11 protein-coding genes, 1 tRNA gene and 1 pseudogene are annotated in these 14820 nt (G+C 44.4%); 5 read left to right on the top strand and 8 right to left on the bottom strand.

The features are described 5' to 3' along the window. Positions 1 to 529 precede the first annotated feature (529 nt). A pseudogene (locus AC4II3_RS01285) lies at positions 530 to 1790 on the top strand (RNA-guided endonuclease InsQ/TnpB family protein). A 48-nt stretch (positions 1791 to 1838) separates the two neighbouring features. Further along, complete coding sequence (locus AC4II3_RS01280) at positions 1839 to 4442, top strand: MBL fold metallo-hydrolase (RefSeq protein WP_488007778.1); 2604 nt, start codon at positions 1839 to 1841, stop codon at positions 4440 to 4442. Positions 4443 to 4500: 58 nt separating this feature from the next. Here the strand turns inward: AC4II3_RS01280 and AC4II3_RS01275 are convergent. Both AC4II3_RS01275 and AC4II3_RS01270 read right to left on the bottom strand, forming a co-directional pair. Further along, a tRNA-Cys gene (locus AC4II3_RS01275) sits at positions 4501 to 4571 on the bottom strand. A 154-nt stretch (positions 4572 to 4725) separates the two neighbouring features. Further along, the gene (locus AC4II3_RS01270) at positions 4726 to 5544 is read right to left on the bottom strand and encodes a pentapeptide repeat-containing protein (protein WP_488007776.1); all 819 of its coding nucleotides are present in this window, start codon (positions 5542 to 5544) and stop codon (positions 4726 to 4728) included. Positions 5545 to 5817: 273 nt separating this feature from the next. Here AC4II3_RS01270 and AC4II3_RS01265 point away from each other — a divergent pair, with 273 nt between their 5' ends. Beyond that, the gene (locus AC4II3_RS01265; RefSeq protein ID WP_490722757.1) at positions 5818 to 7431 is read left to right on the top strand and encodes a dynamin family protein; all 1614 of its coding nucleotides are present in this window, start codon (positions 5818 to 5820) and stop codon (positions 7429 to 7431) included. Positions 7432 to 7452: 21 nt separating this feature from the next. After that, complete coding sequence (gene pabB, locus AC4II3_RS01260; protein WP_488007772.1) at positions 7453 to 8925, top strand: aminodeoxychorismate synthase component I; 1473 nt, start codon at positions 7453 to 7455, stop codon at positions 8923 to 8925. Between the two features lie 120 nt (positions 8926 to 9045). On the opposite strand, the gene AC4II3_RS01255 is transcribed toward pabB, so the two are convergent. From AC4II3_RS01255 to AC4II3_RS01235, 5 genes are all read right to left on the bottom strand, one after another. After that, positions 9046 to 9372: a DUF3082 domain-containing protein gene (locus AC4II3_RS01255; protein WP_293020670.1), complete on the bottom strand. Its 327-nt coding sequence runs from the start codon at positions 9370 to 9372 to the stop codon at positions 9046 to 9048. Positions 9373 to 9573: 201 nt separating this feature from the next. After that, positions 9574 to 10134, bottom strand: a complete 561-nt coding sequence (gene gmk, locus AC4II3_RS01250) for a guanylate kinase (RefSeq protein WP_488007770.1) — start codon at positions 10132 to 10134, stop codon at positions 9574 to 9576. Positions 10135 to 10158: 24 nt separating this feature from the next. Continuing rightward, on the bottom strand, positions 10159 to 10425 hold the full coding sequence (gene remA, locus AC4II3_RS01245; protein ID WP_293089433.1) for an extracellular matrix/biofilm regulator RemA: 267 nt from the start codon (positions 10423 to 10425) through the stop codon (positions 10159 to 10161). 202 nt (positions 10426 to 10627) lie between these two features. Beyond that, the gene (locus AC4II3_RS01240) at positions 10628 to 11443 is read right to left on the bottom strand and encodes an RDD family protein (RefSeq protein ID WP_488007768.1); all 816 of its coding nucleotides are present in this window, start codon (positions 11441 to 11443) and stop codon (positions 10628 to 10630) included. Beyond that, positions 11431 to 12342, bottom strand: a complete 912-nt coding sequence (locus AC4II3_RS01235; RefSeq protein WP_488029085.1) for a DUF975 domain-containing protein — start codon at positions 12340 to 12342, stop codon at positions 11431 to 11433. The genes AC4II3_RS01240 and AC4II3_RS01235 overlap by 13 nt, the downstream gene beginning before the upstream one ends. Positions 12343 to 12422: 80 nt before the next feature. On the opposite strand from AC4II3_RS01235, the gene AC4II3_RS01230 reads away from it, so the two are divergent. Then, entirely contained in the window at positions 12423 to 13391 is a 969-nt protein-coding gene (locus tag AC4II3_RS01230) for a stage II sporulation protein M (protein ID WP_488007764.1), read from the top strand. Here the strand turns inward: AC4II3_RS01230 and AC4II3_RS01225 are convergent. After that, on the bottom strand, positions 13383 to 14789 hold the full coding sequence (locus AC4II3_RS01225) for a DUF58 domain-containing protein (protein WP_488007763.1): 1407 nt from the start codon (positions 14787 to 14789) through the stop codon (positions 13383 to 13385). The two genes, AC4II3_RS01230 and AC4II3_RS01225, sit on opposite strands and share 9 nt — an antisense overlap. Between the last annotated feature and the right edge of the window lie 31 nt (positions 14790 to 14820).

Genomic DNA, 14820 nt, shown 5'->3' with positions numbered 1-14820 from the left:
ACATGTACATAAACTAGTAGATGACAGGTGAGGCTCCTGTCCTAGAGCTGGCGATCCACATGCTTCAGCTAATCCCTATTAGCTTTTGGGATGATGGGTATTAGCTGATAGCTGACCGCTCAAGCTAAACAAGCAAGGTAAACAACATTATTAATACATAAGACAGAAGGAAACACGAGATTTTGAGTCTCGGCTACGATCCTTTGACCCTAATCAGTTAGTGGGATATCTGCTATACTCTACCGGCTCTGGTAGAATAAAGGATTATCAGTAACTACCCAAGTAATTTGGTATCATTTCCCATTCTCTTGTCTACCATTAAAGTGGCAACTAATCCAAAAAATTCCCAACTAAACGGGCAAGGGGTCTCCCTTTATAATCTTTGATAAGCGCGGGAGGGGAATCGCCTGACGGGGTATCTTGGTTCTCAACAGATTGACCTTTGGTCACGCTGCGCGATTGGCCTGTGGCCACGCTTTCGGCAGAGCCGACGCTGCGCGAACGCGAACGCAAGTAGTACAATCACATTATGCTGTTAACTTACTGCTATCGAATCAAGCCTAGTGACGAACAGATAGCCATCATGGAGAGATGGCTTGAATTGTTGCGTCGTCACTGGAACTATGCTCTAGGGCAACGGCTTGACTGGCTCAAGCGGACTAGAACCCCGATTGACCGTTGCAGTCTTGTGAGTGAGCCGATTGGTGAAATTCCGGAACCTGTCAACTACTACACCCAGCAAGCCGCCCTTAAAGAAACTAAGCGGTGGTTCCCTGAGTACAAACAAATCTACACAGAAACTCAGCAGGTTAACCTACAACGGCTTAATAAAGCATGGGATAGATGGCGAAAACCTGATGTTAATGGTCAACGAGGGGGACGACCACGGTTTAAGAAAACTGGTGAGTTGCGATCTTTTGTATTCCCACGGGTTAACAATTCCAGAGCGGGAGCACATCTAAAAGATGGAGTGCTTGAGCTGAGTCGGATTGGTGAGATACCTGTGGTAATGCACAGACCCATACCGGACGGTTTCACTCTCAAACAATGCACTATCGTTAAAAAAGCAGACGGTTGGTATTGTTGCATTTCAATGAAAGATGATACTGTCCCTGAGTTTCTTCCTGTAGATTCAGTTAAATCGTCTGTTGGTATTGATGTGGGTTTAGAAAAATTTTTAACCACATCAGATGGTGAGGCTATTGCAATTCCTCAGTTTTACCGAAAGGCTCAAGACAAGTTAGCAAAAGCCCAACGGGTTATGTCGCGTCGTGTTAAGGGTTCTAAAAACTGGGAAAAAGCTAAGAATCAAGTGGCTTTATTGCACCTTCATTTAACCCGTTGCCGAAAGGAATTTCATTATCAAGTTGCTCATTGGTTATGTAGTAATTACGACCTGATTGCTCATGAAGATTTAAACATCAAAGGACTTGCCAGAACAAAACTGGCCAAATCAATACATGATGCGGCGTGGGGGGCATTTCTGGAAATTTTACAAGCAGTAGCGGTCAAACGCGGTTTGTTACTCCAGAAAGTTGACCCCCGTCGGACAAGTATTGAGTGCTTCAATTGTGGATCTAGGGCCCTTGAAAAGTTTAAGTGAGCGCGTTCATCATTGTTCCAGTTGTGGTGTTTCGATTGACCGTGACTGGAACAGTGGTATCAACATTTTGAATCGTGCGTTAATGGCGGTTGGACTGCCGCTGAATGGCTGTGGTAAATCGATACAAGATATCGAGGATCAGCAAGTCTCATTTGTAAATCTGAGAAGCCTACATCATAATCTTTGATTTGATGTAGGAATAGTCACACAGTCCACTGTTAATGCCACTACAGCGATGAGCAATACCATCCAATGCACCTTAACTGGAAACATCGAGTCAGTAGCTCAGGTAAACTATATCCTTAGTCAGGATGGCATTCGATTCAAAATCAAAACCTTGCCCACTGATGATATTCCTACTGGAATCCATTCCTGGCAAGTCGCCCCTAATACTAGCTCAGATGGTGTAATAGGCTCTCTCTACCTAGAAGCGATGACTGAGACAGTCCAGGAAGAGCAATGGTTAATCGCTGGCAGAGTAGTGCAGTTAGGCAAACGGGGACAGTTTGTACAACTAAAAGTTTCCAGACCAGGACATAAAACCCTGAAGATCAGTGTCTTGGGCTCTAGCAAGCACATGAAAATTGGGGAACTGTGGGAAGTAGTTGCTAAGCGCCAACGAGATACCCTGATTCTACATCGAGCTTTACCCCAAGTAGAGCACAATTCCAATAGCCGCCCAGCAACGAAGAAAAACCGCAGCCACAAACCGGTCGAGTCTAGGAAGTATAAACATGAGTCAACATTTCAACAAAGCCAAACAACCTTGTTACAGCAGGCTCTGACCAGGCTATCAGATGACCATTATCCCTCCAAATCCACACTAGCTGCTCCCCCGACGGAAACCATTGATAGAGTCTTAGCCACGTTGAAACAGAAAACCGCTGTCAATGATTGGCAATTAGACCTGCCTAAACAGCGAGGTCGAACAAGATGGGAATGGGAAGCGTTCTCCCCTTCAACCCAGCAACAAGCACGAGTGAGTTTGAAGGGAAACTATATCCACGTATATTATTACCAGTTTCCGGATATCCCATCTCTAAGTGTTGATTCTCAATCCTATGATCGTTTAATTGTTACTCCTTTAGGAGCAGCTAGAAGCATTGGTGCCAGTTGTTTCCAAATTCTGATTGGTCCGTATGAAGTACTCTTAGACTGTGGCACTCGACCCAAAGGCTACGACCCTTTGCCCGCCTTGGACTATCTGGATAATCCTCACCTGCTCCTGATCTCCCATAGCCATCAAGACCACCTTGGTGCTGTGCCTGTCTTTCACAGCCGCTACCCTGATGCGCGGATGATTTCCACTCATGGCACCAGAGAAATTGCCCATGTCATGCTCAGGGATGGACTGAAGATACAGCAACTGAATGAAGACTCTCCAGAGTTATTTGATGAGGCCGATTTAGAACAAACCTTGTTTCAATTGGAAACTCAACCAGTAGGCAAAGACTTTGAGGCATTACCGGGACTAATGGTAAGGTTCATCAATGCCGGGCATATCTTGGGTGCGGCTTGTATCTATCTGCGCTATAAGGATATGTCTTTACTCTACACCGGAGACTTCCACACTACCAATAGTCGCACCACTAACGGATTGAATTTAGCTGAGCTTCCTGAAGCCGATATTTTAATTACTGAGTCTACCTATGGTTCCTCTGTCCACCCCGCTAGAAGAAATCAAGAAACTGCATTGATGGAATCCATTGCTGAAGTAGTCCAAGCTGGGGGCAATGTCTTGATTCCCTCTTTTGCCTTGGGTAGAGCTCAGGAAATCTTGTTAGCGATCCGCACCTCCAAGCTATTTAATAAATTAACAGTTCCCATCTTTGTGGATGGATTGGTCAGAGCAGTCACAGAGGTATTTCGAGAAAACCTGGACTTGTTACCTGTTCCAGTTCAGAACTTAGTCAAGATTAACGGCCAGGAGCCATTCTTTGATAAAACCAGTACACCCCCGATTATTTCTATCGAACACCCTCGGGAACGTCCGATTGCGATCGCAAAACCCAGTGTAATTGTGGCCAGTTCTGGTATGCTGACCGGTGGACCTTCAGTCTATTATGCCTCAGCACTGCTAGAGCGAGAGAATGCTGCCATCTTTATTTCTGGCTACACTGATGAAGAATCCCCTGGCCGACTCCTGCAAAGTCTCAAAACTGGGGACACTGTTGAACTAGATGGGAAATCAATTACCGTCAAAGCTCAAATCAAACGGTTTAACCTCTCTGCCCATACCGATAAGGTGGGACTCGGACAAGTAATCAACAAGGTAAAGCCCAAGCACCTAGTTTTAATTCACGGAGAATTAGAAGCCTTACACCAAGTAGCCCGGTCTGGAGACAATCAGTCCTTATGCTATATCCATATTCCTGGTGTCGGAGATAAAATTGAATTAGGAGTAGCACCGGAACAGCTTTCCCGACAGCAGATTGCTAAGATTCAGCAACCCCAAGAGTTTGACGTGATGGTAGAGAGCTTTGGTACCGATGCTTGGTTGCGAGTTCCCGAAGAGGTGGTGGAAAAAGACCCTCGATGGCAGACCTTGAGTATCAGCGGCATTATCAAAGCGCGATGGGATGGTGTGAATCTCAAGCTTGCTCCCATGCAACCGGAAATGATACTTCAGGAAGAAGAAATTGAAGCAGGCCTTAAGAGTGGAAAGGATTGCTGTGCCGTGTGTCAGTTTTTCAGTGGTAGATTTTGTCAGTCTCCTGATAGTCCTTTGTTTGAGCGGAGGGTTGATCCCTTGGCAATCTGTGATCAATTTCAATCTAAAGTCCAGGATTTCTCAAATCTTGACACTGACCTTCTGTGGTCAGAGGAAGTTGATGACTAGCAGGAGCCCTCTCCTACTCAATATCTCCGAGATTTTCCCGAGCTTATCCATTTCAACAAGGCGGCACCCAGATTCGAACTGGGGATAAAGGCTTTGCAGGCCCCTGCCTTACCACTTGGCTATGCCGCCACTAGTTCTTTATTATATCATACTATATCAGTTTTGAATTCTAATAATATCTCTGAATTACCCATATTAAAAATTTTCCCACGTCCAGTGCGTCCCCTTTCTCCGATGCTGACCTAGTCAAGGAAGACGCAAAGAACGCTGATAAGTAAGTTTTTTACTGGTTAATGTTACCGTTAGGCCAAGTTACCTGATTTAAATTAGCGTTATCGAAATTAGCACCATTGGTCATAGCATCCCTGAGATCAGACCTTTCTAAGTCTGCCCTGGCCAGATCGGTACCATTGAGATTGGCACCAGTCAAGTTAGATCCTGTTAAATCTGTATTACTTAAATTGGCACCAGTCAGGTTAGCACCGCTTAAATCAGCATTGGCTAAATCTGCTCCAGCCAAATCGGCACCGGTGAGATTGGCATTGCTGAAGTTAGCCTGACTTAAATCAGCACGGCTGAAATTAGCACCAGTCAGGTTAGCATTAGTCAAATCTACTCCTGACAAGTCCACATTCGTACAATCTGCCCCACTGAGGTTAGCATCCCTGAGGTCTTTGTCGATCAGGGGTGTACACTTGTTAATATTCCCGTTAACATACCCTGACCCTGGATTATCAAGCGTTGCTGTAGATTCTTCTTGAGAGACCCTAAACTGTTTTGACGGCGCTTCTACGACTGGTTTATCTACAAAACTGGCTAACCATCCTATACCCGCAAGAGCAAGTAAGACTGTACCCATACCAATCAACATCAGACCAGACCCATTACTATGATGTTTGGCGACTACGGATTTAGAATGCGTTCGCTTTTTAATCTCAGCAAGGGCTTTTTCCATAAATTCTGGGGGAATTTGTGCCTCTTTACCTGCTTCAATCAACTCCTTTACAGAATAGCTTTGGTTGTGCTGAGCATAGAGTTGAGCCGCTAGGGCGAATGCTTGGTGGGCTTGGTCTTCAGGGATACGATCTTTTGGGAGTTTCATAGTTCTTTGGAGCGTTGGGAAGCCAGTCAGAGCTGAGATAGTATAAGAGTCAGGCTGTCAAGCCTGTCACTTTCTAATCTAGCAAGCCAGACTTTTAAGTGTTAATGGTTGGTTAATCAAGCTTGGTGACCTCACGGCTAAACTGATCACGGAAGTGAGGGTAATCTATCCCGCCAGTCAAGAAACTGACCTTAAGGTGACACGAAGGCTATTGTTAACTAGCGTAGGCTTTGGATTTATGCTTCTTTATCTTGCTAATACTTGGTAATATAATTGGATCTGTTCGCTCATTTCGCTCATAGTAACGTGGTCACCCTTCCTGTTCAACAAGAGCATCTGTTTAACCGCAGCCTCAACACCATCAAAGGTGTAAAACTATTGTTTGTCGAAGCAGAGCTGCTTTTCGATGTCTCTTGCCCTGATCTTGATGCCCTCAAGCAGCAACTGGAAAATCCCTTCTCGATCTTTGTCTGTGGAGAATTTAATGCCGGAAAATCCAGTGTGCTGAATCGCTTGAGTAATGACGAGCTAGCTGCTGTGGGCATACTTCCGACCACAAACTCGATTCAACCCTATTACCCAGATGGGTTTGATGGCATTGTCTTTATTGATAGCCCAGGCACAAACTCGATCATTGAACGTCACCAAGCACTGACAGAGGATTATCTACAGCATGCTGATATCATCCTGTTTGTCACTTCAGTGGAACGACCTCTGACTAAATCAGAGCTGGACTTTCTCTCCTTAGTCAGTAAGATCTGGGTACGTAAGGTAATCGTTATTATAAATAAAGTCGATCTGATCACCCCACAAGAGAGTGAACAGATTATCTCACACGTCAAAGATGGACTTCGTGATGTCTTTACAGAAGTACCACCTTTATTTACAGTATCAACACGCACTGGTAAAGACATCGACAGCCTACGAGACTTCTTACTAGAGTTTCTGGTAGAAGCTGAAAAAATACGCCTAAAACTTCAGGGTCCTCAGAACTCTCTGTTAGTTTACCTAGAGCAGTTAGAGAAAAAGAACTATCAGGCACGGGAAAAAGTTATTGCCGAAAAAACGATATTTGACCGATCCCTGTTGCGAATTAATGAGCGCATTGAGCAATATGACCTTATTTTTGGTGTTTTTAGAGAAAAAATTCGTGACCTATTTACCAATCTAATTCAACAATTACATAAGCTAATCCAGGATAATTTTGCCTTTATTAGCCTATTAAAAAAGCGTATTATTAGAGAAGACGATCTCCTGGAAGAAAAAGTAGCTAGGGCGATCAAGGAGGTAAAACTTGAGCAACAGATGGAGGATATTGTTAAGGAAGCAGCATCAACCCTTCTGAAATATCGAGAACAAATTATTCGCGAAGCTAGGGAAGATTTACAAGTAGCAGCCACCCTCTCAGAAGACTCATTTCAGGTTCCCGAACTTAATAGTGGTAAAATTGATACCACTGCTATCTCTGACAATCTTAAGGTAGCCTCAGAAAAGGGACTCAACAATTTTTTGACCTTGGGAACTGCCGCCGCAGCAACAGGAATTGGGGGGCATGTAGTAGCCACTGCTGCACTATTTGATCTGTCAGCTTTTGTACTAGCTCTGATGTTGACCATGTTTAGCTTCAATGCGGTTCCTAAGCAGCGTGAGAAAGCAACCCAACAGCTTGATGAAACCTTGCGTGAGTTGCAGAATAACTATACCGATAAGCTAAAACAAGGTTTGCAGCAAGAATTGGTAAATAGCCTCAACCAGTTCACTGACTCTCTGAAGCCGAGACTGGGTGAAATTGAGCATAAACTCGCTGCGAGTAAATCATTGGAGGATACTCTACAGAGTCTGCGCCAGGAAATTAACGATATTTTAAAGGAGGTAGAGCAGCTATAGCTGTCACGGCTGTTTCATCAAATGATTTTTACTATTCATAGTCGCAAGCTCACGGTCTACCCTGATTCAGAACGAGTGTTTGTTCATCTATTTGGCTCACAACCGACAGCATTCTGGCTAGACAGCTCTCGCGTAGAACCTGGTCTATCTCGTTTTTCTTTTATGGGAGATGCTACAGGACCAAACAGCCGGCTAGTGCAATACTCGATTACTGACCAAAAACTCACCATTAACTGCTCGGGAAAAACAACACATCGTAGAGAAAGTATCTTCTGCTATCTACACAGAGAACTTGAGCGCCGATACAACTGTTTAGAAGGACTTCCCTTTGACTTTAACTGTGGTTTTGTTGGCTACTTTGGTTACGAACTAAAGGCAGAATGTGGAGGAAAGCTCGTCCATCAATCGCCATTTCCAGATGCGATGTTTCTCTTAGCCGACCGAATTATTGCTTTTGACCATCAAGAGCAAGTAACCTATCTGTTGTGTCTGACTAAAAACGGTGAAACTGAGCAAACAAATGCTTGGTTTGAAGGTATCGAAAAACAGCTTTGTACTCTACCTCCTCTGCCTCCTATTGAGTTAGACTATACTAATCGAAAAGTTAGCTTTCGATTGAGTCGTTCCTACCAGAGATATCTGGACGATATTCAAGACAGTCTGGATCAGATTAAAGCTGGAGAAAGCTACGAAATTTGCTTGACTAACAAAATTTATGCCAATATCGAACTTGACCCCTTGGCATTTTACCGAAGGTTGCGCCAACTCAATCCTGCACCCTACTCTGCCTTCCTAAAATTTGGCGAACTAGCTGTGGCTTGTTCATCCCCAGAACGATTCCTTAAAATTGACCCCTCAGGTTGGGTAGAATCTAAACCCATCAAAGGAACTGCCGCACGAGGCCAAACCGATGAAGAAGATCGACTGCTGTGCGAATCGTTACGCACTCAGGAAAAAAACCGTTGTGAAAACATCATGATTGTAGACTTGCTTCGGAACGATTTGGGCAGGGTTTGCGAAATTGGCAGTGTCCATGTGCCTAAGTTAATGGATGTGGAAACCTATGCCACAGTTCATCAACTGGTGAGTACAATTCGGGGTCGTTTGCGTCCAGATGTAAGGGTGGGAGACTGTATCCGTGCCACATTTCCTGGAGGCTCCATGACTGGTGCTCCTAAGATCTCAACCATGGAGATTATTGATCGATTGGAACTTCAGGCCAGGGGAATCTATTCCGGAGCAATCGGGTTTCTTGCACTCAACGGTGCTGCAGACCTTAACATTGTGATCCGAACTGCTGAGATTACTCCCAATCAAGTATCGATTGGTATCGGTGGTGCTCTGATTGCCTTATCGAATCCCCAGCTGGAATTTGAAGAAACCCTACTAAAGGCTGAAGCCCTAGTGCGTGCGATTGTCTACACGGTTTGTGGAGAGTTTTCCCCAGAGTTGTTTGAGATTGATGGTTTACAAACGGAGATGGTGAATTGTTAATATAGCAGTTCTCAATGGGTCAAGTACCTCGTCCAGGGTTTTAGAGAGTAGGGAGTCGGGAGTCGGGAGTTAGGAGTCGGGGTAAGAAAATTAAATGTACTGTTATTAACCTCTCGACCATCACTTGGGCGGTAGAGTGCCGAACTTCGTTCGGTAGAGTTGTTGAATTGCCAAAGCGACCAAACCAAGGGTAGTAATACCAAAGATAAAGGTGGCTAGGGTACTGACTCCCACTACCAGCGTCCGAACTGCGATCGCAATTTTTAGGGCTGTCTGAGAGTTAGACGTGAGGGGTTTATTAGCAAAGGTTGTAGCAATCGAGGCAGTTAGAAAATAAATAGCGCTTGTCAATCCTCCAGAAATCAATGCTCCCGTAAGGCAGCGCCAGGGCGAAGGTAGCGCTTGAGTACTCTTAGGGGTTTCGGTGTCTTGGTTAGATGTTGTCATTATTCAAAGCGTGATTAGTATTAAGCAGGGTTTAAACTATTACCCAGTAGCTTGTTATCTCTACTACGTGTTATGTCTACTAGTTGAACTTTCCGGAGGCTGACCCACAGGGGATTATAACCTGACACATCTCAACCAGTTATCGATACCAGGATCAATAACGAAGCTACCAGATATAATATTACCTTTGTGTTTAATTACTTAGTTTGGCGATGGAAAAATAACTGCTTCCAAGCTTTGTAGAGCTTCTTTGAAGTCTTTATTAACAATAGTCACATCAAATTCATCAGCAGCTTCAATTTCGGCTTTGGCAATAGAAAGGCGTTGGGCGATTACTTCTTCACTATCCTTACCCCTCAAGCGAATCCGCTGCTCTAATTCATCTAGACTGGGGGGTAGTACAAAAATACGCAGAGCAGAGGGAAAGGTTTTATTGATTTTCCTTGCCCCAACCAATTCTATTTCTAAAATAACAGACTTACCCTTCTCAAGAAGCTGCTTGACTGGCAAACTAGGTGTACCATAGTAATTACCAGCGTACTCAGCCCACTCTAAAAGCTCACCCCCTATCATCATTTCTTCAAACTGGTCACGACTGACAAAGTAATAGTGTTTCCCATGCACCTCCCCAGGACGAGGTTGCCTGGTGGTTGCTGAAACCGAAAGATCAAGTTGTGGGTGTCGCTTCAGGAGCTGCCGTAGCAAGGTCCCTTTACCAACACCAGAAGGACCAGTTAATACAATGAGTCTTCCTGCTGCCATGTTGAGTCTAGTTAAGCTTAAAGCTTAATTGTTACCATTGTGACTATCTTTATTGATTACGAAGCGATGGGCAACAGTTTCTGGCTGAATTGCCGAGAGGATGACATGGCTGGAATCGGTCACAATTACCGCTCTGGTGCGACGCCCGTAGGTTGCATCAATGAGATATCCACGCTCTTTTGCCTCAGTAATGATCCGCTTGATAGGAGCAGACTCTGGAGAAACAATTGCTACAACTCGGTTTGCTGAAACAATGTTACCAAAACCAATATTAATCAGCTGAATGTCCATGAGCAACTAACGGCAAAAGCCGGATGAGAAGCTAGTATAAGTATTCAAGTACAATAGTAGCGACATTAATTTAGCCTTACAAGCCTAAAATCTGGTAAAAAAACGGATTTTAGGGAGTCATCCGTCTTCACTGTTTAGTAGATAGAGTATTTTGTTTCCAGATAAGCAACCAATGGCTCAAGCTGGATCAAGGGTGCCTGGCTCAGTAATCCCGGGATGATAACTGCTGATAGGCAAGGTACACAGCCTCCAGAAACAAGTTATCTGTGACACCTGAGGGTACCTTTTCCAAGGGAATCATGTCTTTGACCTGATCAGCGATTTGTCCGCTTAACTTAGCTTTTGCCTGAAATGTCATTGCCTCGCGCCGCTGCAAATACTCTCGAATCATAGCAAAGTCTTCTGGCTGCAAGGGGGACAAATCTGCCTCGGTTTGGAGCTGATTGGCTAAGGCTTGAGCCTGATCGGAGACCTTGAAGCTAGCAGAAGCAATAGGCTGCTCTTCTTGGACTACCAGGGTTCCTGCTAACCAATCTCCCAACCGTTTTTCTCGCTTGGTAAAGATAATTAAAAATACTCCCAGAAACCATAAATCATCAATAGGTCTGAGCAAAGCACGTAGGGTAGCTTGCTGTAGTCTCACTGGTCTAGCATCATCACGAATAACACGAATTTTGCCATAGCGCTTACCCGGTGTTTGTCCCTGCCATAGGGTTTCAAACAAAATGAAATAACCGACGTAAATCGAGAAAGTAATAAATAGATAAATGGCTACTAGCCATAGCCTTAAATCATTAATACCAAAAAAATAGTCTAATAAGTCCAGCAGTTGGGAAGATAAAAAGCCCCAAGCAATTAGAAATACTAATAAAATTAATCCTAAGACAATATAATCAATTAGCAAGGCATAAGCTCGACTGCCAATCCCTGCTAAGGTTAATTCTAATTCAACACTTTCTGGGGTTTGTATAGTGATTCGATTAAAAAAATTAGTCGGTGTTGAGGTTAGCTTCCCCATAGCTGCAAATCTATGCCTTCTTTACGACTACATAGATCGTAGTATATCACTGATTTAATGGCTTGCCAGAAGGGAACTAACAACGCACCACTAGCAAAGCTCAACCCAAAAACTAGGACTAAATACAGCCAGGCAAAAATTGCTGATTCTTGAGGAAATAAAAGAGATAAAATAGTTTGTATGCTGAATGTAGCTATCTGTACAGCAATCGAAATTGGTAGTGATATTAAAAAGCCAACAACTACTATCCCTTGAATACGTAATATAAATCCCTGAGTTAATTTCCAGCTGCGACCAATTGCTGCCCTGGCACCGATAGAATTTTCTTCTATAGCCAGCGGTATTTCATAAATTAACAAGCGAGATATAACCCAGCTCAATCCAAAGAAAAAAACAAGCATCACAATAATCACAACCAGAAGTCCTATGATAGTCATAGCAATACTATTCTCAGGGAGAGTATTGAGATTATCTAAAAGAGTACTGCTATTGCCGGAAATTAAACCAAGGACTCCGAACAAGATACCAATAACAAAAGAAATGATAAATACTACTAGGATTGCTGCTCCAAGAGTTATCAAGGATACTAGAAAAGTTATCAAGGATACAAGGATACCTGCTCTGAAAAACCTCCACATCCGAGGATTTACATGGCGGCGAGCCTCATTCACTGTTTCTGGACGTTCAATAATTTCCTTAAACGCTAGACGTGAAATTAGCCCAAACATGGCACAAAACTTAGCCCAGCCATATATGGGAACTAATAGCCATAGATAACCCATAAAAGCTAGACGATAATATAACTTAAAATGATCGCGGTAGATCCGCAAACCGACATTAACAACATTACCAATACTGAGTGGTCCTAAAGATTGGCTGGGACTAGGCTCATAAGACATGGGTCGATGGGGCTATTGATGGCAAGACAAGTTTTAACGCTATCTTAAGCGAGGTTTACGAAAATTACACGGAAAACTTTATGAATATTAAACGTTGGATTGGGCGGCGGGAAGCAAATTGGAAACAGTTGGATACTCTCCTGCAACAAGTGGAGAAACGAGGAATCAAGTCCTTGCCAGCATTCCAAATCAAGGAACTCGCTAGTTTGTATCGCTCCGTCTCAGCGGATTTAGCCCGTGCTAGAACTAACCAACTAGGCAATACCCTGGTCAAGGATTTACAACGACTCACCTCTCGGGGCTATAACCAGATTTATCAAGGTTCTCGCCGTCAAGACTGGCAAGGCTTAGGGGAGTTTTGTCGCTGGGGTTTCCCTGCTATAGTGCAACAGACCTGGAGTTATATTGCGATCGCAACAGCAGTGTTTCTCCTCGGAGCCTTAATTTCCTGGTGGTTGGCTTGGCAAGATCCAGTGTTTATGTCCCTGGTGGTTCCGGAACAGTTAATTGAACAAGTACGCGATCGCCAGGAATTGTGGATGGGTTCGATTTTGGGGATGAAACCCTTAGCCTCCAGTGGCATTATGATTAACAATCTATCGGTATGCTTTCGGGCAGTGGCTGGTGGGATTACCTGTGGTGCCTTTACCCTATATGTCATGGCATTCAACGGAATACTGATTGGTGCCATTGGCACCTTAGTGGGTCAAAATAACTTAGCTTATCCCTTCTGGGCATTTGTGTTTCCCCATGGTTCCCTGGAATTACCCGCTATCTTCTTTGCTGGTGGAGCCGGTTTACTCATCGCTAGAGCAATTCTGTTTCCAGGCCAATATCGCCGGGTAGATGCATTGAAATTTTATGGCTCCCAAGCGGCTCAGTTGATGTTTGGGATTGTGCCGATGTTGATTATTGCTGGTATTATTGAAGGGTTTTTCTCTCCCAGTCCCTTAGTGCCATCATTCCTCAAGTATTTGGTTGGAATCGGACTGTTTAGCCTTTTGGTTATATATTGTAGTAGCCGGAAAGTCGAGGAGACTTCAAAGTAGATTCCGAGCTTTGACTCGTAAGTAGCTCTCAACCAATTGCTGACTAATCTGATTCGCTGGTGCATCCAAGACCAGAACTCCTTTTTGCTTCAACCGGGCAAAGGCTACTTGGCGCTGGGCAATTAAATCCAGAGCGACAGCACGGGTATAAGCGGCTTGCCCCGGGTCAGGGTTGAGATCAACACTAATGCTATTTCTCCCCTGGGCCTGGTATCCGCTGTGCCAAAGCTGGTCTTGACTGGGAATTTTCCCTAACTGAGCGGTATTAGGGGGAGTGTGCGCCAATTGGTCAACAAGGGGGTCTCGAAGGGTGACACAAAAAGGTAAGTAGCGAGGGGTGAGGCGTTCTAGGGCTGCTAGCAATTCAGCGGAAGCAGTAACATCCACGATGTCTGTAATTAGTACGACTAAAGCACGACGAGTTTGCTGATTCACCAGTTTTGTAACAGCACCAAAATAGTCTGGTTCTAATAACACTGGCTGAATCGGAGTAAGACGTTCTATGAGTTTTGATAGTTGATGTTTACCCCGTTCTGGTGGAATCCAGGTCGTGATGTCTCGATCAAAGACACCGACGCCCACGCGATCGCCCCGATGTAACCCAGCTAATGCTAGGGCTAGAGTACTATTCAATCCCCAATCAAACCGCTTCAGTTGAAGTACCTGTGCGGTCATCAACCGTCCCCGGTCCAGTAATATAATTAAAGTTTGCTCTTTTTCCGGTTCCAGCACCCTGACTAAAGGGCGAGAGCGGCGAGCGGTGGCTTTCCAATCAATCAGGCGAGTGTCATCACCAATGCCATAGTCTCGCAGTTCAGCAAATTCTGTGCCAGCACCCAAGCTTCGGGAACGGCGCATGGTACCAGTATTTTCCAGGGTCAGGCGAATAGAAAGCGATCGCAACGTGACTAAGTCTGGATAAACTGCTACGTTCTGACTCCCTGGGGTTTTCCAATCATCCCACACCAAGCCCCAAGGACTCAACTGGCGCACGTGAATATCTCCCCAGTGAAACTGACCTCGTTTAGCTGGGTGAACCGTATAGCTTAGTTCCTTGTTACTATTCCGGTCAAGGGTAGCAGTTATGGTTGGGGTGGAAACAGCAAACTCTAATGGATAGTAGTCCTTAATCAGAATTCGAGCAACCTGATTTCTAGATTCCACGGACAGCACAATCAGATTATCTCGCCCAATGGATAAGCGTTGTAAAGGCGTGCGGGTTACCTTGACTCGGTTAGGTTTGACCCGTTTTCCATCCCATAAGGCTAAACCAAGGACAATGCCATCAAAGACAAGAGTACTAATTAGACTGATTTGTTGATTAAAAACAGTAGCGAGTAATAATGCGATCGCAATACCTAGTATTAACAGTAAATAGGTTCGTTTTGAGGGAATCATAATTTTTTTCGAGTGCTGAGTGCTGACCCAC

The organism is Moorena sp. (genome assembly GCF_982860115.1).
The sequence above is the reverse complement of the archived record's forward strand: the minus strand, read 5'-3'. Positions and strand labels throughout refer to the sequence as shown.